Origin of the sequence: Candidatus Poriferisocius sp., from assembly GCF_965219815.1 — a bacterium.
In the GTDB taxonomy this organism is placed as follows: domain Bacteria; phylum Actinomycetota; class Acidimicrobiia; order Acidimicrobiales; family Bin134; genus Poriferisocius.
In genome coordinates this window covers 182,952-207,614 of the sequence record NZ_OZ244791.1, presented here as the reverse complement: position 1 = coordinate 207,614, position 24,663 = coordinate 182,952, and the positions used below count along the sequence as shown (strand labels likewise).

Here is a 24,663-nt window from a genome sequence, read left to right as displayed (position 1 = left end):
TTCTTACCACTAGGGCGAGTCTTCAGTGGCACTGCGTGCCATATGTTTCGGCGTTGATCCTGCCAGTTCGCGTGGGATTCTCTTGGGGCGGTCATGGGGCGTTCAGAGTTACCGGTTCGGTTAGAACTTCGACGCCTAGAAAGGACTCGACCTCGCGGATCGCAGAAAATATGGTCGTTCTGCCTGTTTGTGTGCAATTGGTGCCGCCGTTACCAGCCGCATGTATCCCGTAGGCTGTACCGCCCCTGTAAACCGGCCCACCACTGTCATCCTTGCAGCTTCTCAGGTATGGGCCGTGCATCCTCACGAACACGGGATCGCAGTCCACTTCTGCGGCGCTGGAGTTGAGACAGCGATCATCACTCCAATCCGGCGTGAAGTCGATGCTGATAACTCTACCGCATGATATTCCGCTGTTTTTGCCCCTATGGCACACGTAGGCGTCCTTCATTTTGGCGCGGGCCTCGGTTCCGGTGACGTCGCAGGAAGGGTTGGGGTAGCTGCCGGGCTCGCGGCACAAAAAGTCGTCGAGCACATAGCGGGACCCACTGGTAGGAGCAGGAATGCGATGGAACTGGGCGTCGGCCCTGGGGCCCAGCCAGCCGTAGACGAACGGCACAACCACGCCGTTCATCCTAAAGACATAGGTCTCGTTCGGACCGTTATCGCGGCAGTGGCCGGCAGTGATGACTCCGTAGTCGTAGCCGCCGCCATTACGGGATCTCCGGGCTGTGAACCCCGAAGTACACCAGGTCATCTCCTCACCGCCTTGGAAGCCCGTCTCTGGAGCGAGATCGCGGCCATCGGCGACAGTAAAAGGCACCTCGATGTGGTCATCGAGCAAACCCGCGACCACTGCCGCGCTCTGGTCGAAGTTCAATTCAGACACCGAGCCCAGCGGGCCGACGTCTGAAGCCAAACCGGGGTCTATGCCGACGCGAACGGCGTTGCCCGCCATGTCGGTCTCCAAGAATGTGACCACCTCTGCCACACCTGCTCCTATCCCGACACCTTCGAGTTCCTCCGGCGGGCCGGGAGCAGCTTGCCCTCCTTCGCCGGTGTTGCCCAGCGCTCCGACGCTGGCAGCTTTTCGGGCTGCAAATAGCTGAGCTGAAAGGTTGCGCTGCGCGGTTTGGAGTTCGGTGTAGCTGTGTTGGGCGCCGGTGCGGATCTCCACGTCGTTGTGGGCATCGGCCGCGGCCGCGGCTTCAGCACCGGCGGGTTCGTCGCCGGTGAGCAGCACCCAGCCCACAAAGTTGCCGCGGTGGTCGATACCCCAGCCCGCAGTCCGCGCTGCCTCAAGCCCGCGGATCGATGCCAGGATTTCCTGGATCGCCCCAATGCGCTCCAGGCGGCGGCTGGCCTCGGTTTGCGTAACCGAGTATTCCAGAGCGTACGACGCCACAGCCACGTCAACTTGCGCAGACTCCTCGCTGTCGGCCGCATGTACCGTGCTTGCGGCTGTCGCACCAACCACAAACAGTCCAACTGTGCAAAAGAGAATTGCCTGCCACTTCTTCCACTTCATTTGGCACCTCCGGTTCTGGGCTTCAGCCGTTGAATTGATTCTGGGTTTGAGGATGTGTCATTTGGTTCGCTTCATATGTCTTGAGATGAACGTAATTCGGGGCCACGGGTCTTTCAATCAAATCGGGTGTCAAAACATGACAAGTTTTCGTCATGTTTTGACACTTGACGATGTTGATGTGGGGGTGTATGGAGCGGTTCGCTTTAATGTTCGAGCGAGTTTTCAAGGGTGCCGCCGTGGTGCTGTTGGAGCAGAACTACCGCACCACTGCCGGCACCCGGGTGCTGCTCGCCTCCTACGCCAGGTTCGAAAAGCTCTGACCCCGGTTTCTTTCTTGCTTGGCGCAGGAAGGGGGACATTTGCGGGGCATTCTCGCTTGCTACGGTGGCCTCGTGGAACTGGGTCGGGCAGAGTGGGGCGCTGTGAATTCTTTTGCGGTGCGGACGGCCCATTTTGCTGAGTGCGTGTTTGAGGCTCAGAGCTTGGGCCATGGGCCGGGTCGGTACCGCAAGCCGTGGGGAGTCGGCTTTCAGCGCGAAGCCGGTCCTGTTTACGCGCAGACGCTGAGCGCTGCCTATCTGAGGGGTGTCGCCGATGCCAGCGGCTATTGCGCGGGGTTGATGGACAACATGTCGCCCGGTGGTGAGATGGCTGACGATTGGGAGGTTGTCGCAACGTTCTTGCGGGCGACGGCCGATGGACTGCTCGAATTGCCCGATGTTGCCTCGGTAGCCACGGGAGCTGGGGCTGAAGAGATCGGATCGGCACCTCCACCGGTGTTGCGCTACGAGCTGTTCGCAGAGTTGCTGGACACTTCTGGCGTCGCCCGCCTTCAGGAGGCGGCTGAGGCGGTGGCGCGTTGTTGCGAGTCGCACTTGGAGGTTGTGCCCAGCGCCCAAGAGCTGGAGTGGATCGTCTCGGTGGCAGCCCAAGAGCCGATAGCCGAGCTGGCAGAGCGCCATAGCACTTCGGCTCGGGGGATGTACCGGCGGCTTGAGAAAATGTGGGCCCGCCTCGGTGTCCGCAACCAGGTGCAGGGAGTGGCCTTGGCGGTCGAGCGGGGATGGATAGCTCCTCCGCCGGTGCGGGCGGGAGGCCCCGAACGTCCCGCCAGGCTTTAGGGCCGTATCCTTGTTGCGTGCTCATCAGCGACCAGCAGCTCAGCGTGGTATTCGACCACGCCGCTCCCATTGAGCGATATGCGATGCGGGTTATAGAGGCACACAGTCTGGGTTACGGGCCTGGTGAGCATGAAGACATCTGCGATGTGGAGCTTCAGCGCAAGGCGCGAGAGGTGTGGAAGGAGACGCTGCCACCTCAATTCCTGGAGCGGGTAGCCGATTCCTACGGGCGGTGCGCTCAGATGATGGCCGCGGCGCTGCCCGACGACTCCGCTGCTGAGGAGTGGGAGACCTTTGGCCGGTACCTGCGGGCGGTCGCAACCGCAGTGGCCGAAGACCCAGACCTTTGGATTCGCCAATCACCGCCCGAGGACTCCGATATCGGAGAATTGCCCGAAGTGATCCACTACGAGAAGCTTGCCGAGCTCATGTGCCCCGATGCGGCAGAAAGGCTGCGGGATGCGGCCGCAGCAGTGTCTCGGTTTTGCCGGTTCAACTCGTCCGTAGCGCCTGATGAAACCCAGTTAGCCTGCCTACAAGGCTTGGCCAATGGAGAAAAGCACGCCGATCTCGCTCGCCGTCTCGGCTACTCGGAACGCCACCTCCAGCGCATCCTCGCCGACATGTGGGTTCAGCTTGGGGTTGATAGCCCCATAGACGGCGTGGCCTTCGCCGTAGCCCAAGGCTGGGTCACCGTGCCTCGCGACATCGCGTAGAGATTGCATCCTACATAGGGGGTGAACTCCACCGGTCGGTCGCAGACTCTGACAACCGGCCATCATGGCCGATCTGTCGCGACCACCAATAGAGCTTGCCGTCCACCACTTGGGTGGGGGCCTGCCCGATTCTTGTGACTGTCACAGAGTCCAAGAGACGGGAGGCCCCTGGTGGTTGAAGCTAGTACGGCGGCGTGGTTCGGCGCGGCCGGCGTTGAAATCGTCGTCGCCCAGCTTCACCTCGATCTGATCAGAAGCGCACTCTTGGCCTGTTCTGCCCGATTTCTTACGGCGTCACAGCTGCGGCCGGTGGTTTAGCTTTCGTTGCTCAGCGGAAGGTGCCTGACCCGGATGCGGTCGTCGGTGATCACCAAGATGGCCCCTTGGTCCAAATCCTTGGCGATGTCGTCCAGGTGGCGCAGGATGACAGCGGCCTGCTGTTCAGCGCGGGGCATGTTACGAGCTCGAAACAAGATGACTGACGGTAAGGTGGCTCTCAGCACGGCCAGCAGGGCCCCGAAGTCTGTGTCGCCCGAGACCACGATACGGCCTTCTTCGGCAGCAAGCAGTAGCAGTTCTCGATCTTCAGCGCGTTCTCGCCCTAGTTCGGAAGTATGCACCGCATCGTGACCGGAATCGCGGAGTAACTCCGCCAAGTGGGGTGATCGGTTCTGATCAATCAGGAACTTCACGCCGTGGGTTGCAGCAGAATCTCACGATCGGAGAGCGCGTCCGCAGCGAACCGAAGTGCCGCGGCCACATCTTCGATCTGGAGAGAGGGCAGTTCGGCAACGACCTCGTCGGGGGTCATTCCATTGGCGATCATGTTGACCACGGTCGCCACCGGGATTCGCATGCCCCGGATACAAGGCACTCCCCCCATTTGATTGGGATTCACGGTGATCCGGGTCACGGCTCCAGCTTACCCTCAAACCGAATTGCCCCGGTTCTCATTTCGAATGCCGTGTCCACTGCATCTGTCGAGGAGCCGCGGGGCTGTTGGCGTTGGGGAGGCAGCGCGTCGAGGCAGCTGCGGAAGTGGCCCATGACTGTCGATTCGGCTTGCAGGCTGCCCCCAGCGAGGTCCAGCTTGCCTGTCTACAATGGTTTGGCCAACGGCGAGAAGCACGCCGAACTAGCCCACCGCCTCGGATACTCCGAGCGGCACTTCCAGAGGTTGCTGGCAGAGCTTTGGGAGCAATTCGGTGTCGACAACACCGTTGAGGGGGTTGTCGACACCGCTATGCAAGGCTGGATCAACGTAACCCGCGACATCGCGTAGATATTGCATCTTGTTTGATGGCTCGCCTTGAAGAGTAGGCCTGCAAGGTCAGTGCGGCAAGAGCGGTGAGGATTCCTGCAAACCAGAGGCCAAAATACCCTAGTCTGTAGTGTCCAAACAATGAATCAAATTCTCCGTATACAAGACTCAACCCCAATACGAATGATCGACAAAGTCGCTTCAGGGAAAGCAATCCTCGACCGGATCACCAAATCCGCGACACACCACTAGAGGCGCGCATTTAGGTCACAGTCAAGGCTCGTCGTTGGCGATTTTGCAAAACCAATGAAGCGAGAGCAGCAACAATACCCGCGAACCACAGGCACATATATCCCAATAGGGATTCAACATGGACATATACAATACTGCTTGTCAGCATCATAATGCCAAGAATACAGCTACAAATTATTGTCCATTTTTGTTCCATATATGTGTGGGCAAGAACAATAATCAATGGAGCTACTGTCCCACCTATGTATAGTACCATCCACACTAGTAAAATAACCAGGCTACTCAGCCAGTCCGAAGACAGGCTCTCAGTTCCTGTACGGTAAACTTCAATTTGGCCAAATAAGCCACCTACAATTGCACCAGTACAGAGGTACTTCAATATATTATTCATCAACACAGATTGTGGACTGAATTTGTTGTTAGGTGATGGAGATGGTCGAAGTGGAAGAGAAGCTACAAAGCGATCGCGTCGAGTAACTGAAATGCCGAATAAAGTGCCAGCACCAAGTATTCCGACGAACCATAGCGTAAAGAGATGCGCTGCCCAAGTGAGCGATGCCTCTGAGTGTGCCGATCTGATACCGAGCAGCAGTAACGCTACGGCGACGATCGCACCGACAATTGCAAGTAGTCTCCTACTCATTGGAGTGAAAACCAACATTACCAACATAGGAGTTGCTCCTGTGTGTACAACCCAAGCGCCCCTTAAAGGATCGCAGCCCCATAGGCCAGCCCGGCAAACCTCCATTTCACTTGCTGATGCACCAAGTAATGCACTGAAGTATAGGACAACAAGTTTCAATTCTATTGATACCACATTGGCGGGAAATCTATTGATTTAGAAACACCACCTCTCTAGACAACTTCCAACGGCTCCACGTGCTCCAAGGGCTATCTTATAGCACAAGTCTTGGACATGGGATCGTCGGTTAGAACAGTCGAGTTTCATGTCACTGTGCATGATATTGTCACAACTAGCTTTGCTTATATTGGGATAGTTGAGTCTGCCAGAATGCCCTAAGTCGTAGCAGTAGTCGTGTCCTTTGCAGGCTTGATTAAAGTCATATATCACTCCGAGATTGAAAGGTCCATTAGCTTGCAGACCTAGTGCGATTAGAATTGCTATAATGTCTTGAGGATTCCAGGTATCAAGACGTTCGGGGATACCAGTGCAGTCGCCGTTGGCTTTGCCGACTCTCCATCTATTCCAGTGTTCGATCCATTGGGGGTAGTAGCCTCTGGCGATGATGTCGGCGTATCTTGGGCATTTTTGGCCGTTGAGGTATTGGCTGGCGGTGCCTGTGGTGGTGACTTGGTGCTGTGAGTAGCAGCGGAAGGTGTGGTAGGTGGGGTCGGCGACGACGGGCCAGGAAGTCACGGTGCTGGTGTCGACGGTGATTGTTATTCCGGTTCTGGTGACTGTCTGGGCTATCGGCACTGATTGTCCGTTGGCGTCGAGGGCCCAGGGGGCGAGTATTGAGCCGATCACCAGGTTGTTCTTATTGACAAAGACCGCTCCCCCGTTGTCCAGGCTCACTACTGAGATGTTTTGGTCTAGCTCAAGCTTCACGGTGTAGGACTTCGGTGCTTGGGCGTTTTCTAGGACGGCCATCATCCTGTAGCCGCGGCTTCCCTCGAGCCCCTGCACGAGCCAGCGGGAACTCTCGTTGATTTGAAGACCGGTTATACCGACGGCGCCGACTTTTTTCTGGGTGCCTTCGAGTATGAAGGCTACGCCGCAGTCGGATTCCAGTTTGCCCTCTACAAAGGCCGGGTCTGCGCCGTCAGACTGGCTGAGCAGCTCCGTGTGCTCGTCCAAGATCTTCAGCGCAGAGTCATCGTAGGACGAGTTCTCCGCAATCTGCCCGACAGCCCCATTTGTCGAAACGGGGATATCGTCTAGCGGCCCTGACGGGCTGGGACCACCACCGGTGCTATCTGTTGCACTCCCAGTGCTGCCACAGCTCGACGTTCCACCAGAAACAGGTTCACCGGATGCCGCAAGCGGCAACGCGGCAGCGACCAAGCAGAAGACGACAACCACGAAGACTTTCGCTCTGGCCTGTCGAAAATAACGGTGGATTCTCATCTCTTCCTCCCGTGTTGTGATTGATCGGCGAAACCCTGATGGCAGGATTTCGCTGTGATTCAACTCTTGCTCGAAGATACCGATCAGGAAACTCGTGTGGAAGCAAAACCAGTGTCAAAACATGACAAGTTTTTGTCATGTTTTGACACTTGACGATGACGAGACGAGGGTGTACGAGGCGTCTTTGGAAATCGCTCAGGGGCCGTCGTTGGCATTCACGTCCACGATGAGGTTGCCGTCGTCGTCCACCCACACCCCGAACTGGGTCAAGCCCTCGCCGGTGGCTGAGTACACCAGCCCCGGATCGCAGGTGTCGATGAACAGCTTCCGGTCGGCGTCCCAATCCACCACGCAGTCGCCGATTGCGCCAGGAGACTGCACGTCGAAGGCGAACCATCCCTTCTCGGGGTCGTCGCCTATGTGGTTGATCCAGATGCTGCGCCCTCGGCTCAACGGGGCCCACGGCACCGGGCCCCGCTCGGCGATCTCGGCGGCCAGGTTCTCGGCGTCGCCGGCGTTGAAATCGTCGTCGCCCAGCCTCACCTCGATCTGATCGGAGCCGGCCAGCGACACCACCGCGAACACCAGGCCCACGCCTAGCCCGATGCTGACCACGGTGTAGACAATCGCTCGCAGCGGAGTGATTTTTGGTCCAGATGCGACAGGCACGAGTCCTTCCTCGGTTCGCTCCCACAGACGGTGTTGCTCCTAGTATCGCGGCGAAGCAACGGCGGTACGAACCATCGTCGAATCACACCGCAAACTTGGCCATCGCGCTGCATTGGGGAGCCCGTGGATCTATTCGAATATCAGGGAAAACAGTTCTTCGCGTCATACGGCATGCCGGTGTCGCCCGGTGAGGCGGTCACCACTGTTCACGACGCGGTGGCTGCTGCGGAGCGGTTGGGAACGCCGGTGATGGTGAAGGCCCAGGTACACACCGGCGGTCGGGGCAAGGCCGGGGGTGTGAAGTTTGCCGCAGACATCGATGCCGTCCGCACCCATGCGTCGAACATCTTGGGCCTCGACATCCGGGGCCACATCGTCGAGAACCTGTGGATCGAGAAGGCGTCTGACATCGCCGAGGAGTACTACGTGAGCTTCACCCTCGACCGGTCGGCCAAAAAGCACCTGGGGATGCTGTCGGCCGAGGGCGGGGTGGAGATCGAGACCGTGGCCGAGGAGACCCCCGACGCCATCGCCAAGATCTGGGTCGACCCGGTGGACGGCCTCACCGAAGACCAGTGCCGCCAGTGGGTGCTGGCCGCCAACCTCAACCCCGACGTTACCGACCAAACGGTGGAGCTTCTGTTGAAGCTGTACGAGGCCTACACCTCTGGCGACGCCGACCTGGTGGAGATCAACCCGCTGATCGTGACTCCCGAGGGCAAGGTGCATGTGCTCGACGCCAAGGTAACCCTCGACGGCAACGCCGGATTCCGCCACGACCTGGCCCCCTTCGACGCCACCCAGCCCCGCGACGAGCGGGAGGCCGCCGCCCACGCCAAAGGGCTGCAATATGTGGGCCTAGAGGGCTCGGTGGGCGTGATCGCCAACGGCGCCGGACTGGCCATGAGCACGGTGGACGTGGTGAACCAGGTGGGCGGCAAACCGGCCAACTTCCTGGATATCGGGGGCGGCGCCAACGCCGATGTGATGGCTGGGGCGCTGGAAGTGATCAACAACGACCCCGACGTTCAGTCCATCTTCATCAACATCTTCGGGGGCATCACCCGTGGCGAGGAAGTGGCCAACGGCATCATCGAGGCCATGAACCGGGTGGATATCGCCTCGCCCATCGTTATCCGCCTCGACGGCACCAACGCTGACGAGGGCCGAGCGCTGTTGGAGCCCCATCTGAGCGACCGGCTCATGATGGTGCCCACCATGCTGGAGGCGGCCCGAGAAGCCGTCGCCCTCGCCGAAGGAGCCGCATCGTGAGCATCTTCGTCAATGAGAAAGCAGGCTTGACATGAGCATCTTCGTCGACGAGAACACCAAGGTGGTGTACCAGGGCCTCACCGGGAGCCAGGGCCGGTACTACGGCATGCTGAACCGGGACTACGGCACCCAGGTGGTGGCCGGAACCAACCCCAAGAAGGCGGGTACCGACGTGGAGGGCGTGCCAATCTTCGCCTCCGTGGCCGACGCCGTGGAAGCCACCGGGGCCAACGTGTCGTGCGTGTTCATCCCCGCCGCCGGGGTGCGCAGCGCGGTACTCGAGGCCGCCGAGGGCGGGGTGGAGCTGATCGTGGTGATCACCGAGGGCGTGCCCATGCACGACGAGGCCTTCTTCTTCAACAAACTCAAGACCGACTATCCAGGCGTGCGGCTGCTCGGCCCCAACTGCCCTGGCCTCATCAGCCCCGGCAAGGCCAACATCGGCATCACCGCGGGCCACATCGCCAAAGAGGGCGGCCCGGTGGGGATAGTGAGCCGCTCGGGAACCCTCACCTACCAGGCGCTTTATGAGCTGAAGCAAAAGGACATCGGCTGCACCACCTGCGTGGGCATCGGCGGCGACCCGGTGCCGGGCACCTCGTTCATCGACTGCCTGGCCGCCTTCGAGGAAGACCCCGAGACCGAAGCCGTCATGATGATCGGCGAGATCGGGGGGTCGGCCGAAGAAGAGGCGGCGGAATTCATAGCCGCCAACGTGTCCAAGCCGGTGGTGGCCTACATCGCCGGGCTCACCGCTCCACCAGGCAAGAAAATGGGCCACGCCGGCGCCATCGTGTCCGGCGGCAAAGGCACCGCCCAAGCCAAAATGGACGCCCTAGCCACCGCCGGCGTCCGCATCGGCCAGAGCCCCAGCGAGGCCGGCGACATCATGGACGAGGTGGTCGCCGCCCTCTGACCGAAGGGGCGAAACGACTGGCCAAAAGACATCCCGAGCAGCCCGCGAAGCGGGTGGTAGGTTCGGCTCGATGCGACTAGCGGTGCTGGCATCGGGCAGTGGAACCATTCTCGATGCCATGGCTGACAGCGGACTGCCCGTCTCGCTGGTACTGGTGGATCGGCCCTGCAAGGCCGAGAAAGTGGCCGCGGGCCACGGGTTGGACTGTGTGCTGGTGGAGCGGGAGAGCTTTGGGGCTGATTTCGACCGGATGGGATACACCCGGCGGGTGACCGAGCGGCTCCAGGCCGAGGGGATCGAGTTGGTGGCGATGGCGGGGTTTGGGACGGTGTTGGATCAGCCGATGCAGGACGCCTATGGGGGGCGCATCTTGAACACCCACCCATCGCTGTTGCCCGCCTTTCCGGGATGGCATGCGGTGGAGGATGCCTTGGAGTACGGGGTGAAGGTCACCGGCTGCACGGTGCATGTGGCCACTCTGGAGGTGGATGCCGGGCCGATCTTGGCCCAGCAGCCCGTGGCCGTGGAGACCGATGACACGGTGGACACGCTGCACGAGCGCATCAAGACAGTGGAGCGCGACCTGTACATTCGCACCATCCGAGAAATAATCGACCGAGGGCATGTCTTATGAGCCAGGCAGCTGACCACCCGCCCCGGGCGCTGGTGTCGGTGTACGACAAGACTGGGGTGATCGAGCTGGCCCGGCGGTTGGTGGCGATGGGGTGGGAGATCATCTCCAGCGGGGGAACCGCCCGAGCGCTGGCCGACGCCGGCATCCCGGTGACCCCGGTCGAAGAAGTCACCGGAGCGCCCGAGATGCTGGACGGGCGGGTCAAAACCGTCCATCCCGCGATCCACGGGGGCCTGTTGGCCGACATGACGAATCCCGGTCACGTTGAGGACATGGATAATCGGGGGATTGTCCCCATAAATCTGGTGGTGAGCAACCTCTATCCCTTCCGTTCCGACCCCTCGGTTGAGCAGATCGACATCGGAGGACCGGCCATGGTCCGGGCCGCAGCCAAGAACCACGAGCGGGTCGGCGTAGTGGTACGACCCGACGACTACCACGCCGTGCTCGACGAGCTGGAAGCCGACGGCGCACTGTCGCTCGCTACTCGCCGCCGCCTGGCCCGGGCGGCATTCGCCCACACCAGCGCCTACGACGCGGAGATCGTCGACTGGCTGACCGATGCCGACGCCGAGCAACTCTCGCCCACGGTGGCGCTGACCCTGGAGCGCCAAGAAGTACTGCGCTACGGCGAGAATCCCCACCAGACCGGCGCCCGCTATCGCATCGCCGGACAGTCGAGCTGGTGGGATGAAGCACAACAGCTCCAGGGCAAGGCCATGTCGTACCTCAATGTGTTCGACGCCGACGCCGCCTGGCGGCTGGCCTACTCGCTGGGCGACGACCCGGCCGCCGCGGTGATCAAGCATGCCAACCCGTGCGGGGCAGCCGTGGCCGACGACATTGCCACCGCCTACCGGCGGGCCCACGAGTGCGATCCGGTGTCGGCCTTCGGGGGGATCGTGGCCGTGAACCGCCCGGTGACCTCCGAGATGGCCGAGGCCATGGCCGACGTGTTCACCGAGGTGCTCATCGCCCCCCAGTACGACGAGGCCGCGCTGGCCCTTTTGGCCAAGAAGAAGAACCTGCGGGTGCTCCACGCCCCGGTCCCCGAGGCCGCCGAGCTGGAAGTCCGCACAATCGGAAACGCCGCCCTGGTTCAAACCCCCGACACTGTCACCATCGACCGCTCAGCCTGGCAGGTGGTCACCGAGCGGGCCCCCTCCGAGGAGCAGTGGGCTGACCTCGAGTTGGCTTGGCGGGTGGCGGCCCGGGTGGGCTCCAACTGCGTCGTGCTGGCCAACAACCGCCAAGCGGTGGGCATCGGCGCGGGCCAGCAGAACCGCCGCGACGCCGGGCGCATCGCGGCTGAGAAGGCCGCCGGCCGAGCCGCCGGCGGCGCCTGCGCCAGCGACGCCTTCTTCCCCTTCCGCGACGGCCTCGACGCCGCCGCCGAAGCCCAATGCGCCACCGTCATCCAACCCGGCGGCTCAGTACGCGACCAAGAGGTAATAGACGCCGCCAACGAGCACAAAATGGCCATGGTGTTCACCGGCGAACGCCACTTCCGCCACTAGACGCCCGAACCCGGCTGTTCCGACTTTGCCCCTGATTTACGACACCGGGGCTCCATCGCGGCCCCCAAGTCGCGGACATCGTTACTTAGTCAGCCTCCCAAGAGTTCGCGCTGGCGGCGCTCGTTGATCGACATGGCATGGAACGCCACTGGTTTGTTGGGCCACGTGGTGTCAACCAGAACTTCAATGGGGAGACCGAGCATGTTGAGGCCGACCACTGTCGCGATTCCAGGGCGCGGCACGTCGTCTGCGATCTTCAGTGGATTCCGGACGGCGCGAAATATGTCCAAATCGCTCTGGCCGTGTCTTCGAGCCGACTCCAGGATGATGGGTTGGTCGAACTCGCCAAGAGGAGTCAGGGCATTTTGAGGGTCACGGAACCTAGTTCGATAAACAGACGCTCCCGATGCTCTTCGGGGAGGTCGGCCAGGATGTCTTCTTGTTCTTCAGTTGATACGCGGACCATGTATTCGACCTGCTCTGAGATAGGCAGATGGACGAAATAGGCCAATGCCGAAGCGCGAAGCGCTTCGACCAGTTCTGGTGGTGCTTCTTTAGCGTCTTTGGGAATCGGGTGGGGGGCTGCGTCGGAAATGGCTTGCAGCTCGGCGAGACGCTCGGGCGAGATGTGGAAGTCGTCTTGGTCTGTAGCCATCGAATTCCCAGCTTACCCCCTAGAAGGGAAAATCGGCCCGGTAATCAAGAGTGATGCTTCGGGGCGGTTGAGGGTGTAGAGGTGGATGCCGGGGGCTCCGGCGTCTAGGAGGGATTGGGATAGCTCAGTGGCGGCTTCGGCGGCGGCCTTTATGCGGTCGGGGCCGGGTAAGGACTCGAGCCGGGCGAACAGCGGCTCGGGCACCGTGGAGCCGTTCATGGCGGCGTAGCGGCGGATGCTCCTGGGCCAGATCACGGGCATGACGCCGGGGATCACGGGCTGATGGCATCCGAGGTCGGCCAGTTCGTTGCAGAGCCGGGTGTAGTCGGCGGGGTCGAAGAAGAATTGGGTGATGGCGAAATCGGCCTGGTTCAGCTTGCTGGCCAGAAACGCCCGGTCGGAGCCCCGATTCACCGAGCGGGGGTGGACTTCGGGGTGGGCGGCCACTCCCACGCTGAATCCGGCGGGATGGGCCCGCACCACCTCCACCAGCTCGGAGGCGTAGTGGAAGTCGCCGCTGATGGCCGATCCGTCGGGGGGATCGCCGGCCAGGGCCAAGATGTTGACCACCCCGGCGGCGGCGTAGCCGTCGAGCAGGGCGGCGACGCCCTGGCGGGTGTGGCCGACGCAGGTCAGGTGGGCCATGGCCGGGAAGGGCCGATCTCCGCAGATGTCGGTCACGATGTCGCGGGTGCGGTCGTGGCCGTCGCCCCCCACGCCGCAGGTGACCGACACGAACGAGGGGGCTAGCCCAGTGAGTTCGTTCAGGGTCTCATCCAGCTGCTTGGCAGCAACCTCGTCGGCTGGGGGAAAGAACTCGAACGACAGCGTTGGCTGATCGCCCAAGAGGTCGACAATCCGGGTCATCAAAGGGCAGCGTATGGCCCGGTTCCCTGCGTCTCGGCATTGTTTGCCGCTCACCTGCCGGTCCTTGCTGGGACTTCATTCTTGGCTTCGTTGGGTACAAAGGCCCATCGGTATGCTCGCCTTATATGGGCGACAAGATCACAATCGGAGCTGGCGGGAAGCTCGACGTTTCTGACAATCCAATCATCCCGTTCATCGAGGGCGACGGAACCGGGGTGGACATCTGGCCGGCGGCTAAGCATGTGCTGGACGCAGCCGCAGGCAAGCACGGCCGCAAAATCGAGTGGATCGAGGTGCTGGCCGGGGAAAAGGCGTTCAACGAGACTGGCGACTGGCTCCCCCAAGACACCATTGAGAAGTTCACCGAATACCTCATCGGTATCAAGGGCCCGCTGACCACTCCGGTGGGGGGCGGCTTCCGCAGCCTCAATGTGTCGATCCGCCAGATCATGGATCTGTACGTGTGCCTGCGCCCGGTGCGCTGGTTCACCAATGTGCCGTCTCCGGTGAAAAACCCCCAATTGGTGGACATGGTGATCTTTAGGGAGAACACCGAGGACATCTACGCCGGGCTCGAGGTGGAGGCCTTTACTCCCGAGGCGGCCAAGCTGCGCGACCTGCTCCACGACGCCTTGGGCTGGGACATCGCCGATGATGCCGGCATCGGCGTGAAGCCGGTGTCGAAGACGGGTTCGCAGCGCCTCCAGCGGGCTGCGTTGAACTACGCCGTTCGGCGGAACCGCAAGCGGGTCCACTGGGTACACAAGGGCAACATCATGAAGTTCACCGAGGGGGCGTTCCGCGGCTGGGGCTATGACCTGGTCCGGGAGGAGTTCTCCGACGTGGCCGTGGGCTGGGACGACTGCGGCGGCGACGCGGGCGACAAGATCCTGGTGCAAGACGCCATCGCCGACATCGCCCTCCAGCAGGTGCTCACCCGCCCGGCCGAGTTCGACGTGATTGCCACCATGAACCTCAACGGCGACTACCTGTCTGACGCTTTGGCCGCCCAGGTGGGGGGCATCGGCATCGCCCCGGGGGCCAACATCAACTACGTGAGTGGCCACGGCGTGTTCGAGGCCACCCACGGCACCGCCCCCAAGTACGCCGGGCAGGACAAGGTGAACCCGTCGTCTGTGCTCTTGTCGGGCGTTTTGATGTTCGAGCACCTGGGCTGGGACGCCGCCGCCGACGACATCATCAACGCCGTGGAGGCCACCATCGGCGAGAAGATCGTGACCTACGACTTCGCCCGCCTCATGGACGGGGCCACCGAGGTGAAGTGCTCGGAGTTCGCGTCGGCCATCGTCGACCGGCTCTAGCCGCCCGACGACAACCACACTCCGACCAAAGGAGACTTGTCGGTGAGCGATCCCAAGCGAGTGGCCGTGACCGGCGCAGCCGGCCAGATCGGCTACAGCCTGCTGTTCCGCATTGCCAGCGGGCAGATGCTCGGCCCCGATGTGCCCGTGGTGCTCCAGATGTTGGAGATCCCCCCGGCCATGGACGCCCTGGGCGGAGTGGCCATGGAACTGGACGACTGCGCTTTCCCGCTGCTGGCCGACAAGGTGTGTACCGACGATCCCAACGAGGCGTTCGACGGGGTGGACTACGCCCTATTGGTGGGGTCGCGGCCCCGGAGCAAGGGGATGGAGCGACGCGACCTGCTGGAGGCCAACGGCGCCATCTTCACCACCCAGGGCAAGGCGCTGGCTGCCGGTGCGGCATCCGATGTGCGGGTGCTGGTGGTGGGCAATCCGGCCAATACCAACTGCCTCATCGCCATGAACAACGCCCAGGGGATCGGTGCCGAGCGGTTCACCGCCATGACCCGGCTCGACCACAACCGGGCGGTGGCCCAGCTCTCGGCCAAACTGGGAGTGACCGTGGACGACGTGAGCCGGATGACCATCTGGGGCAACCACTCGGCCACCCAGTACCCCGATCTGTTCAATTGCCGGGTGGGAGGCCAGTCGGCCGCCGAAGCAGTGGGCGACCAGGCGTGGATCGCCGACGAGTTCATCCCCGCGGTGCAGCAGCGGGGCGCGGCCATCATCGAGGCCCGAGGCCTGTCCAGTGCAGCCTCCGCAGCCAACGCGGCCATAGATCACGTCCACGACTGGGTCCACGGCACCGCTCCGGGCGACTGGGTGAGCATGGCCGTGCCCTCCGACGGCTCCTACGGCGTGCCCGAGGGCCTCATCTCGTCGTTCCCCTGCACCACCGCCGGCGGCCAGTGGTCGATTGTGGATGGCGTGGATCTGAACGAATTCTCCCAGGCCCGCCTCGACGCCACTGTGGCCGAGCTGGTTGAAGAGCGAGACACGGTGGCCGATCTGGGCTTGATCTAGTTGGCCGACATCCCTCCCGCCGGTCGCCACGGCGGAGACGGCCCTCGCATTGCCCGAGCTCTGGGCATCGACCCCCGAACCATCCTGGATCTATCGCAGAGTCCCAACCCGTTCGCCCCCGATGTTGCTTCGATGTTGGCCGGCCATCTGGATTCGGTGCGCCGGTATCCCGACACAGCCGATGCGGCCCGGGAATTGGCCGACGCCATCGGAGTGGAAGCCGAGCGACTGATTCTGACCAATGGGGGCAGCGAGGCGATCTCCCTAGCAGCTCGGGAGATCGGGGGGCGGGTGAGCTCTGAGCCTGAGTTCGGGCTTCACCCCCGCAACCCCGTTGGGCCGATCTGGCGCAGCGACCCCCACAATCCCAGTGGTCACTTGGCCAGGGCTGAAGAGTCGGCCGATGTGTGGGATGAGGCGTTCTACCCGCTGGCCACCGGGCGGTGGACGGCCGGCCGGTCCGGCGTAGTCGTGGGGTCGCTGACCAAGGTGTTCGCCTTTCCCGGGCTACGACTCGGCTACATCATCTCCGACGACGTGGAGCGATTCGCCCGGCATCAGCCGCAGTGGTCGGTTAACTCGTTGGCGGTTTCCGTGCTGCCGGAGCTGCTGGAATTGGCCGACTTGCCGGCTTGGGCGGAGGCCATCGCCACCGCTCGCAAGGACTTGGCCGAGGTGTTTCGACGCTTCGGCTTCACGGTGGAGGCGGCCGATGCACCCTGGGTCTTGGTTCATGCCCCCGGATTGCGGGAGCGCTTGGCCCCCTACGGGGTTGTGGTGCGGGATTGCTCTAGCTTCGGCATGCCGGGATACACGCGGGTTGGTGTGCCTGATTCTGATGGGCTGGCTCGTTTGGAGTCAGCTATGATTCGGAGCGGCGTGGAGGCGAAGTCCGGTTAGATTCCGGCACTGTCCCGCAACGGTGAACTGGCCCTGAGCCAGTAAGTCCGGTCGAGCTTTGCGCCGAAACGAGCCATAAGCCCCGAGGGTTGGGTTGGCTTGGGGGCAGGGCTTCTGCCGATCGAGCTTCCGTTCCTCGATCTACAGGAGGTGCTAGATGCCCCGACGTTTGTTCCGTCTACTGACTGCGATGCTGCTCGCCCTCGCCCTGATGGTGACTGCCTGCGGCAACGATGACGATGCCCCAGCGGCCCAGGTGGCCGGGGAGGCCGCGCCCGAAGCGACTTCGACGCAGGCCGCGCCGCCGCCTACCGAAGAGGCGGCCTCCGAGTCGGCGCCGACTGAAGCACCACCGACACCAACTCCAACTCAGGCCGCGCCGCCGCCTACTGAGGAGGCTGCCCCCGAGGCGGCTCCAACCGACGCACCGCCTGAGCGGCCTCAGCGGATCGTGTCGCTGTCTCCGACTGCCACCGAGATCTTGTTCGCTATCGGCGCGGGTGAGCAGATAGTGGCGGTGGACCAGTTCTCGTACTACCCGCCGGAGGCGCCGGTTACCGACTTGTCGGGATGGGATCCCAACGTGGAGGCGGTGCTGTCGTACGAGCCCGACCTGGTGGTGATCGCCAACGACGCCAACGACCTGATGGCTGGCCTGGATGCGGTTGGCGTTGAGGTGCTCCTGAGTTCGGCACCGGTGGACTTTGAGGGCGGTTATGCCTCCATCGCCGAATTGGGAATCGCCGTTGGACGAGTTGACGAGGCTGCCGCGCTTGTGACCGACATGCGAGCTGAAATCGACGCGGCGCTGAGCTCGGCCTCCGACGTTCCGGTGCGGGTGTACCACGAGCTGGACAACACATACTTCTCGGTCAGCTCCAACAGCTTCATCGGGGCGGTCTACACCGCCATGGGGTCAACCAACATCGCCGATGAGGCCGACACCGACGGTTACGGGTATCCCCAGCTCACCGAGGAGTACATCGTCGAAGCCGATCCTGAGCTGATCGTCATCACCGACCTGGTTGGCTACACCGCCGAAGATGTGGCCGCCCGACCCGGTTGGGGCGAGGTGGCCGCAGTGCGCAACGGCAACATCGTGGTGGTCAACTCTGATATCGCCTCCCGATGGGGACCGCGGCTGCCCCAGTTCATCGAAGCGGTAGCTGAGGCTCTGCAATCAGTGGCAGCACCGGTTTCCTAAGAACGATCATGGCTGACGCGTCCCTCCCGACTACCGCCTTGGCGGATGGCGATGCCGCCCACTCGGCGGTACGGCGGGCGTTTGGGATGTCGATTGGGGCTGCCGTCGTCGGGGTCTTGGTTCTCGTGGCGGTGGGACTGGTCAGCGCCACCAGCGGAGCTGCTGGGCTGCCGGTCAAGGGAGTGCTCGGCGCCTTGTTCGATTGGGTTCCGCTGATCGGTGTCGATTCGTCTCTGTCGACCACCCAACAGAACATCTTGTTTGAGATCCGGCTTCCCCGGCTGGTGCTCGGGATGCTCGTAGGGGGTTCGTTGGGGGTGGCCGGTGCTTCCTATCAGGGGGTGTTCCGCAACCCATTGGCCGACCCCTACCTGCTGGGAGTATCGGCTGGTGCGGGTTTCGGCGCGGTGCTGGCCTTGGGGTTCGGCCTCGATCTGAGCTGGGGACCGTTCGACACCGTGCCAGCCGCAGCCTTCCTCGGAGCGCTGGTGGCGGTGCTGGCGTCGATGGCCATCGCCCGGGGCGGAGGCGCGTCGCCGGCAACCCTGCTTCTGGGTGGTGTGGCCATGGCCGCCTTGTTCTCAGCGGCGCAGACGTATGCCATCCAGCAGTTGGATGAGACCAGGGCCCGAGAAGTGTTGTCGTGGCTGTTCGGACAGCTCAACACAACCGGCTGGAAGCAGGTTGGGCTCCTGCTGCCCTACGTGGCGGTATGCGGGGTGGTGCTGTTCGTACACCGGAGGCATCTCGATGTGTTGCGGGTGGGTGATGACGAAGCCCGCTCACTGGGACTGGATCCGGCTCGCTCCCGCCTTGTGGTGATCGTGGCTGCCTCACTGCTGACTGCGGCTGCGGTTTCGGTGAGCGGGTTGATCGCCTTCGTGGGCCTGGTGGTGCCTCACATAGTCCGCCTTCTCATCAGCCACAGCTATCGGGTGATCGTGCCGCTGTCTGCGCTGGTGGGGGCGGCGTTTCTGGCCTTCGTGGACATCGGCGCCCGCACCCTATTGGCTCCATCGGAGTTACCGGTGGGCGTCATCACCGCATTTGTCGGAGCGCCCTTCTTCGCCATTGTGCTGTGGCGAGACCGGTGGAGCACGACATGAGCACCGTCCTAACAGCTTCGGCCCAGGGTGCGGGGACTGCGGCCGGGTCGGCGCCCGCACTCTCGTGTCGTGGGGTGCGGGTGAGCTTCCGCGATCAAGAGGTGGTCTGCGGTGTCGACCTGGAACTGGACACCGGGCAATGGCTCGGCATCATCGGCCCTAACGGGGCCGGCAAGTCCACATTGCTGCGGTCGATTGTGGGATTAGCCGACTACTCCGGGGCGATTGTCCTGGGAGATGGGCAAACGCCGGGGGCCGCCGATGTCGCCTTGGTGCCGCAATTCCCAGTGCTGCCCAAGGGCATGACCGTGGCCGAGTATGTGCTGTTGGGGCGCACCGCGCACCTCGGGTGGCTGGCCCGTGAATCGCAGGCTGATCGCCAGATCGTGTCCTCGGTGCTGCACCGCTTGGAGCTGTTGGCCTTCGCCGACCGCTTTGTATCCACCTTGTCGGGCGGGGAGTCCCAGCAAGTGGTGGTGGCCCGGGCGCTAGCCCAGCAATGCCCGGTGTTGCTGTTGGACGAGCCCACCAGCGCCCTCGACGTGGGCCATCAGGTGTCGGTGCTGGAGTTGGTGGACGATCTGCGCCGCACCGAGGGGCTGAGCGTATTGGCCGCCATGCACGACCTCAGCGCCGCAGCCCGATTTGCCGACCAGCTTATTCTTATAGACCACGGCCGAATCGTGTCCCAGGGCACGCCAGACGAAGTACTGAATGCTGATCTGCTGTCTGCGGTGTACGGCACGCCGCTTACTGTTCAACCAATCGACGGCGAGTTGGTGGTATTGCCCGCACCCCGTCGGCAAGAGAAGGAGCCTTCATGAGCACCGACGCAACTCCCCAGGAAGAGCGCCCCTACGACCTGTCTGAGATGCGACGGGCTTCATCGCTGGTGCTGGTAAACACCGGCGATGGCAAGGGCAAGTCCACCGCGGCCTTCGGCACCATTCTGCGGGCGGTGTCCCAAAGTTGGCCGGTGGCGGTAGTGCAGTTCCTCAAGAGCGGCGACTGGAACACCGGCGAGGAGAAGGTGTGCCGAGAGCTCGGGGTGCAGTGGTTCTCGGCGGGCGACGGGTTCACCTGGGACTCCGACGATCTCGACGAGTCTCGAGCCAAGGCCATAGCTGCCTGGGAGTTCTCGGCCCAGCTCATCGCCGGAGGCGAGTACCGCCTGGTGGTTTTGGACGAGATCAGTTACGCCATGACCTGGGATTGGATCGATGCCGCCGAAGTGGCCGCGGTGTTGGAGTCTCGACCGGAGCAGGTAAGCGTCATCCTCACCGGCCGGGATATGGCCGATGAGGTGATCGACGTGGCCGACACCGTCACCGAGATGGTCAAGGTCAAGCACGCCTTCGACAGCCAGATACTGGCCAAAAAGGGCCTCGACTATTGAGCAGGCCGGTTAGCCCCCGCCTGCATGCAGCCGCACCTGGCCATCGCGGGGTTCTGGTGTGGCGCTGGGAGACGCCAATGATGGCGGTATCGACGTCGGCAGTGGGCGGGGGAATCAGGGAGATCGGCTGGGTGGTGAATATCGGCGTCGTCTCGGGTTACTCCCGAACCGACCTCGACGATCACGCGGCGGAGGTGGCGGCAGAGTGCGATCTGGTCGGCTCTGGAGTGGCCCTGTTCACCGCGGCCGATGTCAGCCAAGCGTGCCGGGTTGAACACGGCGGGGTGGTGGTGGACGCCACTGTCGGAGCTTCCCACCCCACGTGGGCTGCTGATCCCGCCGAGGCCGCCCAGGCATGGGTGCCGGGCACGATCAACGCCGTGGTTCAAGTGCCAGTGGGGCTCGAGCCGGGCGCGGCGGTCAACGCGGTGGCCACCGCCACCGAGGCCAAGGCCCAGGCTCTGGGAGAGAGGGGCATTCCCGGAACGGGAACAGCCAGCGATGCGATCGCCGTTGTTTGGCCTGCCCGCGCAATAACCGAGCGGTTTGCCGGACCCCGGTCGACGGTGGGCGCCAGCATCGCCCAGGCGGTTTATCAGGCTGTTTGGAAGGGCGCAGGCGGCTCGCCATGATCGTGCTGGTGCTGGGGGGGACCCGCTCGGGCAAGTCAGAGGTGGCTGAGGCGATTGCCGAGTCCCTGGGTTCGGCTGTCACGTATGTGGCAACTGCTGCGGTGGATCCGGATGATACGGACCACTCCGCTCGGGTCGCCGCCCATAAGGTTCGACGTCCCCCCGGCTGGGACACCGTCGAGTGTGAGGCGCCTGCCGACCTCCCTCGACTTCTGCGGGAGATCGACCATCCGGTGGTGGTCGACTCTTTGGGGACCTGGGTGACGCTGCATGCCGAGCTGACCGTGGATGCAGATGACCTGCTGGCCGCCCTCGCTGATCGGACGGCCTCGGCGGTCATCGTCTCCGAGGAGGTCGGGATGGCGGTTCATCCCCCCAGTGAACTGGGCCGGCGGTATGTCGACGCTATGGGAAAGCTCAACCAGCAGGTCGCCGAGGTGGCCGACCGGGTGCTGCTGGTGGTGGCCGGACGGCCACTCGAGCTGCCTTTCGCCGATGGGAGGTAGGGCGAAGGTGAGACGGCCTGCGATTATGGGCGCAACGGCATTTCTCACCGTGTTCGGCCGCGGCCAAACGCCCCAGGCCCGGGCACTCTGGTGGTTTCCGGTGGTCGGGGCCGGGCTGGGTGCGGTGCTGGCTGCTGTCCACTGGGGGGCGGGTGAGCTGTGGCCGCTGCTGATAGTCGGGATCTTGGTGGTAGCAGCAGATCTGGTGCTCACCGGCGGGCTGCACCTTGATGGTTTGGCCGACAGCGCCGACGGACTCCTTCCCCACATGGAAAGGGATCGGCGGCTGGCGGTGATGGCCCGACCCGATGTGGGAGCGTTCGCCGTTGCCGCGGTTGTGGTTGTGGTGGCGGTCCGGTGGGCGGCGTTATCGGTTGACGGCATCGAGTCGTTAGCGTTGATTCCGATCTGGGCCTTCAGCCGCACTTTGGTCGCCGTGATCCCGGCCATCGTCCCCTACGCCCGGCCCGGTGGGCTAGCTGCCCCGTTTCTCGATGGGGCACAGTTGTGGCTGGCGTTGTGGTTGGCACCCGCAGTGGCCGCGCTGGTGCTGATCGCAGGGGTGTCGGGTGCGGTAGCGGCCGGAGTCATGGTGGTGGCATCCGGTGGTGTGGTGGCATTGGCGTGGCGTCGGCTGGGCGGATTCACCGGTGATGTCCTGGGCGCGGTGATCATGGTGGCAGAAACCGCCGCCCTACTCACCCTGGTGGCCGATCCATGAGCCGGCTCGGGCGGAGATGCCTGGGTGCAGCAGCGGGTCTGGTGATCGATCGTGTGGTGGGCGAGCCGCCCGCTGACGCCCATCCGGTGGCCGAATTCGGGAGGGCCATGAAGCGCGTCGAACAGGCCCTCTGGGCCGACCGGCGATTGGCAGGAGTGGCATATACCGCGGTGGGAGTGGCCATCGGCGCCGCCGGAGGCCGAATGATGAAATCCACCACAACCGCAGTGGCTATTGCCGCCGCGGGCCGTGAGCTTCGGCGGGTGGCGATGCGCATCGGAGAAGCGGTCGCCGACGGTGATCTTCCGGCAGCCCGTACCCAGTTGCCTACCCTGGTGGGGCGCGATCCAGCGGAGCTCAACGAGTTCGGCATAGCCGCCGCGGTCATTGAGTCGGTGGCCGAGAACAGCGTTGACGCGGTGATAGCCCCTGCGTTCTGGGGCGCGGTGGCCGGTGCCCCTGGTGCCGCGGCTTATCGGGCGATCAACACCATGGACGCCATGGTCGGTCGGCGCAATGAGCGGTATCGCAATTTCGGCTGGGCCGCAGCCCGCCTGGACGATGCCGCCAACTACATCCCGGCCCGAGTTTTTGCCGTACTGGTCGCCGTGCTGAGCCGGGCCCGGGCTCGCCAGATTGTCGATGCGGTGCGCTTAGATGCCCCTGCCCACCCTTCTCCCAATGCCGGTGTTGCCGAGGCCGCGGTGGCCGCCGCACTGGATCGCAAACTCGGCGGACCGCTCAGCTACGAAGGAGTGGCCGAAGAGCGTCCGTTTCTCGGCACCGGCTACCACCCAGAGGCCGATGACATCGAAGCCGCTGTCCGGCTGGCCGACCGGGTGGAGATTGCCGCGGTTGGCCTGTTGGTGATGGCCGGGACTATTGACTGGCTCATGGATAGAAGTGGCGGCTGATATGGATTCGCGTTCGTTTCCAACGATTCCCTCTCTCGACGTGCAGGCCATGGAACAGGCCCAGGCTCGATGGGCTACTCGGGCCATGCCCCCGGGCGCGCTGGGGCGATTACAAGACCTGGGCGTTCACTTGGCCGGAATCGCCGGCGTTTGCCCACCTCCCGCGCCCTGCAACCCAGTGGTGGTGGTATTCGCCGGGGACCACGGCGTGGTGGCCGACGGGGCCAGCGCTTGGCCGTCAGAGATCACCGCGGCCATGGTGGCCACGGTGAGCGACGGCGGGGCCGCCATTTCGGTCTTTGCCGACGCGGTAGGCGCTCAGGTAGTCATGGTGGACGTCGGTGTGAAAACCCCGCTGCCCCCGGACCCCGGAGTAAGAGATGAGCGGGTGGCCGACGGGACCGCCAGCATCGCCACCGGGGCGGCGATGTCGCGGGGCCAGGCCGAGGCCGCGCTCGACGTCGGTTGTCGGATTGCATCAGAGCTGCTGGATCGGGGCGCCGACTGCCTGATTGGCGGAGACTTGGGTATCGGCAACACAACGCCGGCGGCCGCGCTGATCGGCGCGTTCACCGGCCGGTCGGCCCAAGAGGTCACTGGAGCAGGAGCTGGGGTTCCCGCCGGAGGCCTTGACCACAAGCGGCGACTGGTTGCCGTGGCCATCGAGAGAGCTGGAGCTTGCACCGATCCCCTGGATGTATTGGCCGCGGTCGGGGGGTTGGAGATTGCGGCCCTCGCCGGGCTGTATATCACCGCCGCCCAAAGCCGCGTCCCCTACATCGTTGATGGTGTGATCGCGGGGGCCGCCTTGTGCGCGGCCGATGCCCTGGCTCCTGGCACCGCAGTCCACGCCATTGCCGGCCATCGCTCCAGCGAGCCGGCCGCCTCCATAGTGCTCGACTTCCTGGGCCTCGATCCTCTGCTGGACCTCAACCTGCGATTAGGAGAGGGAACCGGGGCCTGCCTGGCCTTTCCACTGGTGCATGCGGCCGCTCAGGCGCTGGCCGATATGGCCGATTTGCCCGCACCCGGCTAGTAGTAGACGAACCTCTCGTTAGAGATTCCAGTCGGTGCGGGACCGCACGTCGGCGAATACGTCTTCGGCCCTAGTCAGCAGTCGGCGGTGGTACAACAGCGCCATGGGGTCGCCCTCGAAAGTGATTTCCCCGTTCAACACCGCTTCCTCAGCCGACAACTCCCCGAGGGCAATCGCCACCGCAGTGTCCCGGTTCTGACGAAACACCACCGCCGGGTCAATGGCCGGTCCGGCGCAGACACTGGCCCCGTCTTCGTCGAACACCATGTGGAACACCACCTCGCCAACCTGCTGTTCTACTGCGAACCGAACGCCGTCCGACGTGCAGAGGCCAGACGCCCGCAGCGCGACGTCGGCCTCTAGGAGCCACTCCTCGCTCAAGTACTTCGGCACCAGGCCC

29 protein-coding genes and 1 riboswitch are annotated in these 24,663 nt (G+C 63.4%); of the genes, 19 read left to right on the top strand and 10 right to left on the bottom strand.

Features of this window, described 5'->3' with window-relative positions; all coding sequences use genetic code 11:
- Positions 1 to 91 precede the first annotated feature (91 nt).
- Positions 92 to 1,405 (bottom strand): hypothetical protein, encoded by a 1,314-nt coding sequence (locus ACOQPI_RS00995; RefSeq protein WP_420617866.1) that lies wholly within the window; start codon positions 1,403 to 1,405, stop codon positions 92 to 94.
- A 545-nt stretch (positions 1,406 to 1,950) separates the two neighbouring features.
- Between ACOQPI_RS00995 and ACOQPI_RS00990 the strand changes: the two genes are divergently transcribed.
- Together ACOQPI_RS00990 and ACOQPI_RS00985 are read left to right on the top strand one after the other, a co-directional pair.
- Complete coding sequence (locus ACOQPI_RS00990) at positions 1,951 to 2,649, top strand: hypothetical protein (protein WP_420617865.1); 699 nt, start codon at positions 1,951 to 1,953, stop codon at positions 2,647 to 2,649.
- A 17-nt stretch (positions 2,650 to 2,666) separates the two neighbouring features.
- Positions 2,667 to 3,365, top strand: coding sequence for a hypothetical protein (locus tag ACOQPI_RS00985; RefSeq protein WP_420617864.1), 699 nt, complete (start codon positions 2,667 to 2,669; stop codon positions 3,363 to 3,365).
- A gap of 314 nt (positions 3,366 to 3,679) precedes the next feature.
- On the opposite strand, the gene ACOQPI_RS00980 is transcribed toward ACOQPI_RS00985, so the two are convergent.
- Both ACOQPI_RS00980 and ACOQPI_RS00975 read right to left on the bottom strand, forming a co-directional pair.
- Positions 3,680 to 4,057: a DUF5615 family PIN-like protein gene (locus ACOQPI_RS00980; protein WP_420617863.1), complete on the bottom strand. Its 378-nt coding sequence runs from the start codon at positions 4,055 to 4,057 to the stop codon at positions 3,680 to 3,682.
- Positions 4,054 to 4,278, bottom strand: coding sequence for a DUF433 domain-containing protein (locus ACOQPI_RS00975; RefSeq protein WP_420617862.1), 225 nt, complete (start codon positions 4,276 to 4,278; stop codon positions 4,054 to 4,056). The genes ACOQPI_RS00980 and ACOQPI_RS00975 overlap by 4 nt, the downstream gene beginning before the upstream one ends.
- Before the next feature lie 177 nt (positions 4,279 to 4,455).
- Here ACOQPI_RS00975 and ACOQPI_RS00970 point away from each other — a divergent pair, with 177 nt between their 5' ends.
- Positions 4,456 to 4,647: a hypothetical protein gene (locus tag ACOQPI_RS00970; RefSeq protein WP_420617861.1), complete on the top strand. Its 192-nt coding sequence runs from the start codon at positions 4,456 to 4,458 to the stop codon at positions 4,645 to 4,647.
- A 241-nt stretch (positions 4,648 to 4,888) separates the two neighbouring features.
- On the opposite strand, the gene ACOQPI_RS00965 is transcribed toward ACOQPI_RS00970, so the two are convergent.
- From ACOQPI_RS00965 to ACOQPI_RS00955, 3 genes are all read right to left on the bottom strand, one after another.
- Positions 4,889 to 5,548, bottom strand: a complete 660-nt coding sequence (locus tag ACOQPI_RS00965) for a hypothetical protein (RefSeq protein WP_420617860.1) — start codon at positions 5,546 to 5,548, stop codon at positions 4,889 to 4,891.
- 168 nt (positions 5,549 to 5,716) lie between these two features.
- A complete protein-coding gene (locus ACOQPI_RS00960; protein WP_420617859.1) occupies positions 5,717 to 6,922 on the bottom strand; it encodes a hypothetical protein in 1,206 nt (401 codons plus the stop codon).
- 240 nt (positions 6,923 to 7,162) lie between these two features.
- Positions 7,163 to 7,636: a hypothetical protein gene (locus ACOQPI_RS00955; protein WP_420617858.1), complete on the bottom strand. Its 474-nt coding sequence runs from the start codon at positions 7,634 to 7,636 to the stop codon at positions 7,163 to 7,165.
- Between the two features lie 123 nt (positions 7,637 to 7,759).
- On the opposite strand from ACOQPI_RS00955, the gene sucC reads away from it, so the two are divergent.
- The 4 genes from sucC to purH all read left to right on the top strand — a co-directional run bounded on the left by sucC (position 7,760) and on the right by purH (position 11,975).
- On the top strand, positions 7,760 to 8,908 hold the full coding sequence (gene sucC / locus ACOQPI_RS00950) for an ADP-forming succinate--CoA ligase subunit beta (protein WP_420617857.1): 1,149 nt from the start codon (positions 7,760 to 7,762) through the stop codon (positions 8,906 to 8,908).
- A gap of 31 nt (positions 8,909 to 8,939) precedes the next feature.
- Complete coding sequence (gene sucD, locus ACOQPI_RS00945; protein WP_420617856.1) at positions 8,940 to 9,824, top strand: succinate--CoA ligase subunit alpha; 885 nt, start codon at positions 8,940 to 8,942, stop codon at positions 9,822 to 9,824.
- Between the two features lie 70 nt (positions 9,825 to 9,894).
- Positions 9,895 to 10,458, top strand: coding sequence for a phosphoribosylglycinamide formyltransferase (purN, locus tag ACOQPI_RS00940; protein ID WP_420617855.1), 564 nt, complete (start codon positions 9,895 to 9,897; stop codon positions 10,456 to 10,458).
- Positions 10,455 to 11,975, top strand: a complete 1,521-nt coding sequence (gene purH / locus ACOQPI_RS00935; protein WP_420617854.1) for a bifunctional phosphoribosylaminoimidazolecarboxamide formyltransferase/IMP cyclohydrolase — start codon at positions 10,455 to 10,457, stop codon at positions 11,973 to 11,975. Before purN ends, purH begins: the two co-directional genes overlap by 4 nt.
- An 89-nt stretch (positions 11,976 to 12,064) precedes the next feature.
- Here the strand turns inward: purH and ACOQPI_RS00930 are convergent, their stop codons facing one another.
- The 3 genes from ACOQPI_RS00930 to ACOQPI_RS00920 form a co-directional block, all read right to left on the bottom strand.
- Positions 12,065 to 12,217 carry a hypothetical protein gene (locus ACOQPI_RS00930; RefSeq protein WP_420617853.1) on the bottom strand — a complete coding sequence of 51 codons (153 nt, stop codon included), beginning with the start codon at positions 12,215 to 12,217 and terminating at the stop codon, positions 12,065 to 12,067.
- 113 nt (positions 12,218 to 12,330) lie between these two features.
- Entirely contained in the window at positions 12,331 to 12,630 is a 300-nt protein-coding gene (locus ACOQPI_RS00925; RefSeq protein ID WP_420617852.1) for a hypothetical protein, read from the bottom strand.
- 12 nt (positions 12,631 to 12,642) lie between these two features.
- Positions 12,643 to 13,497 carry a methylenetetrahydrofolate reductase gene (locus ACOQPI_RS00920; RefSeq protein WP_420617851.1) on the bottom strand — a complete coding sequence of 285 codons (855 nt, stop codon included), beginning with the start codon at positions 13,495 to 13,497 and terminating at the stop codon, positions 12,643 to 12,645.
- Between the two features lie 125 nt (positions 13,498 to 13,622).
- Between ACOQPI_RS00920 and icd the strand changes: the two genes are divergently transcribed.
- From icd to cobT, 12 genes are all read left to right on the top strand, one after another.
- Positions 13,623 to 14,819, top strand: a complete 1,197-nt coding sequence (gene icd, locus ACOQPI_RS00915) for an NADP-dependent isocitrate dehydrogenase (RefSeq protein ID WP_420617850.1) — start codon at positions 13,623 to 13,625, stop codon at positions 14,817 to 14,819.
- 42 nt (positions 14,820 to 14,861) lie between these two features.
- Positions 14,862 to 15,848 (top strand): malate dehydrogenase, encoded by a 987-nt coding sequence (locus tag ACOQPI_RS00910; RefSeq protein ID WP_420617849.1) that lies wholly within the window; start codon positions 14,862 to 14,864, stop codon positions 15,846 to 15,848.
- Entirely contained in the window at positions 15,849 to 16,748 is a 900-nt protein-coding gene (locus ACOQPI_RS00905) for an aminotransferase class I/II-fold pyridoxal phosphate-dependent enzyme (protein ID WP_420617848.1), read from the top strand.
- Positions 16,712 to 16,851: riboswitch (adenosylcobalamin (AdoCbl) riboswitch) on the top strand. (Overlaps the previous gene by 37 nt.)
- Positions 16,852 to 16,905: 54 nt before the next feature.
- Positions 16,906 to 17,952, top strand: coding sequence for an ABC transporter substrate-binding protein (locus ACOQPI_RS00900; protein WP_420617847.1), 1,047 nt, complete (start codon positions 16,906 to 16,908; stop codon positions 17,950 to 17,952).
- Between the two features lie 8 nt (positions 17,953 to 17,960).
- Positions 17,961 to 19,058, top strand: coding sequence for a FecCD family ABC transporter permease (locus ACOQPI_RS00895; RefSeq protein WP_420617846.1), 1,098 nt, complete (start codon positions 17,961 to 17,963; stop codon positions 19,056 to 19,058).
- Positions 19,031 to 19,882 (top strand): ABC transporter ATP-binding protein, encoded by an 852-nt coding sequence (locus tag ACOQPI_RS00890; RefSeq protein WP_420617845.1) that lies wholly within the window; start codon positions 19,031 to 19,033, stop codon positions 19,880 to 19,882. Before ACOQPI_RS00895 ends, ACOQPI_RS00890 begins: the two co-directional genes overlap by 28 nt.
- Positions 19,879 to 20,454 (top strand): cob(I)yrinic acid a,c-diamide adenosyltransferase, encoded by a 576-nt coding sequence (cobO, locus tag ACOQPI_RS00885; protein ID WP_420617844.1) that lies wholly within the window; start codon positions 19,879 to 19,881, stop codon positions 20,452 to 20,454. Before ACOQPI_RS00890 ends, cobO begins: the two co-directional genes overlap by 4 nt.
- A 77-nt stretch (positions 20,455 to 20,531) precedes the next feature.
- The gene (locus ACOQPI_RS00880) at positions 20,532 to 21,086 is read left to right on the top strand and encodes an adenosylcobinamide amidohydrolase (RefSeq protein WP_420617843.1); all 555 of its coding nucleotides are present in this window, start codon (positions 20,532 to 20,534) and stop codon (positions 21,084 to 21,086) included.
- Positions 21,083 to 21,592 carry a bifunctional adenosylcobinamide kinase/adenosylcobinamide-phosphate guanylyltransferase gene (locus ACOQPI_RS00875; protein WP_420617842.1) on the top strand — a complete coding sequence of 170 codons (510 nt, stop codon included), beginning with the start codon at positions 21,083 to 21,085 and terminating at the stop codon, positions 21,590 to 21,592. The genes ACOQPI_RS00880 and ACOQPI_RS00875 overlap by 4 nt, the downstream gene beginning before the upstream one ends.
- Positions 21,593 to 21,617: 25 nt before the next feature.
- Positions 21,618 to 22,313: an adenosylcobinamide-GDP ribazoletransferase gene (locus ACOQPI_RS00870; protein ID WP_420617841.1), complete on the top strand. Its 696-nt coding sequence runs from the start codon at positions 21,618 to 21,620 to the stop codon at positions 22,311 to 22,313.
- Positions 22,314 to 22,354: 41 nt separating this feature from the next.
- Complete coding sequence (gene cbiB / locus ACOQPI_RS00865; RefSeq protein ID WP_420617840.1) at positions 22,355 to 23,227, top strand: adenosylcobinamide-phosphate synthase CbiB; 873 nt, start codon at positions 22,355 to 22,357, stop codon at positions 23,225 to 23,227.
- A gap of 1 nt (position 23,228) precedes the next feature.
- Positions 23,229 to 24,263 carry a nicotinate-nucleotide--dimethylbenzimidazole phosphoribosyltransferase gene (gene cobT, locus ACOQPI_RS00860; protein WP_420617839.1) on the top strand — a complete coding sequence of 345 codons (1,035 nt, stop codon included), beginning with the start codon at positions 23,229 to 23,231 and terminating at the stop codon, positions 24,261 to 24,263.
- Positions 24,264 to 24,281: 18 nt separating this feature from the next.
- Here the strand turns inward: cobT and ACOQPI_RS00855 are convergent, their stop codons facing one another.
- A complete protein-coding gene (locus ACOQPI_RS00855) occupies positions 24,282 to 24,656 on the bottom strand; it encodes an SCP2 sterol-binding domain-containing protein (RefSeq protein ID WP_420617838.1) in 375 nt (124 codons plus the stop codon).
- Positions 24,657 to 24,663 lie beyond the last annotated feature (7 nt).

Coding starts and splice junctions, on each gene's coding strand:
- ACOQPI_RS00965 (WP_420617860.1), bottom strand. CDS start 5,548: ATGTTGGTAATGTTGGTTTTCACTCCAATGAGTAGGAGACTACTTGCA.
- sucD (WP_420617856.1), top strand. CDS start 8,940: ATGAGCATCTTCGTCGACGAGAACACCAAGGTGGTGTACCAGGGCCTC.
- purN (WP_420617855.1), top strand. CDS start 9,895: ATGCGACTAGCGGTGCTGGCATCGGGCAGTGGAACCATTCTCGATGCC.
- purH (WP_420617854.1), top strand. CDS start 10,455: ATGAGCCAGGCAGCTGACCACCCGCCCCGGGCGCTGGTGTCGGTGTAC.
- ACOQPI_RS00925 (WP_420617852.1), bottom strand. CDS start 12,630: ATGGCTACAGACCAAGACGACTTCCACATCTCGCCCGAGCGTCTCGCC.
- ACOQPI_RS00920 (WP_420617851.1), bottom strand. CDS start 13,497: ATGACCCGGATTGTCGACCTCTTGGGCGATCAGCCAACGCTGTCGTTC.
- icd (WP_420617850.1), top strand. CDS start 13,623: ATGGGCGACAAGATCACAATCGGAGCTGGCGGGAAGCTCGACGTTTCT.
- ACOQPI_RS00900 (WP_420617847.1), top strand. CDS start 16,906: ATGCCCCGACGTTTGTTCCGTCTACTGACTGCGATGCTGCTCGCCCTC.
- ACOQPI_RS00895 (WP_420617846.1), top strand. CDS start 17,961: ATGGCTGACGCGTCCCTCCCGACTACCGCCTTGGCGGATGGCGATGCC.
- cobO (WP_420617844.1), top strand. CDS start 19,879: ATGAGCACCGACGCAACTCCCCAGGAAGAGCGCCCCTACGACCTGTCT.
- ACOQPI_RS00880 (WP_420617843.1), top strand. CDS start 20,532: ATGATGGCGGTATCGACGTCGGCAGTGGGCGGGGGAATCAGGGAGATC.
- ACOQPI_RS00875 (WP_420617842.1), top strand. CDS start 21,083: ATGATCGTGCTGGTGCTGGGGGGGACCCGCTCGGGCAAGTCAGAGGTG.
- ACOQPI_RS00870 (WP_420617841.1), top strand. CDS start 21,618: ATGGGCGCAACGGCATTTCTCACCGTGTTCGGCCGCGGCCAAACGCCC.
- cobT (WP_420617839.1), top strand. CDS start 23,229: ATGGATTCGCGTTCGTTTCCAACGATTCCCTCTCTCGACGTGCAGGCC.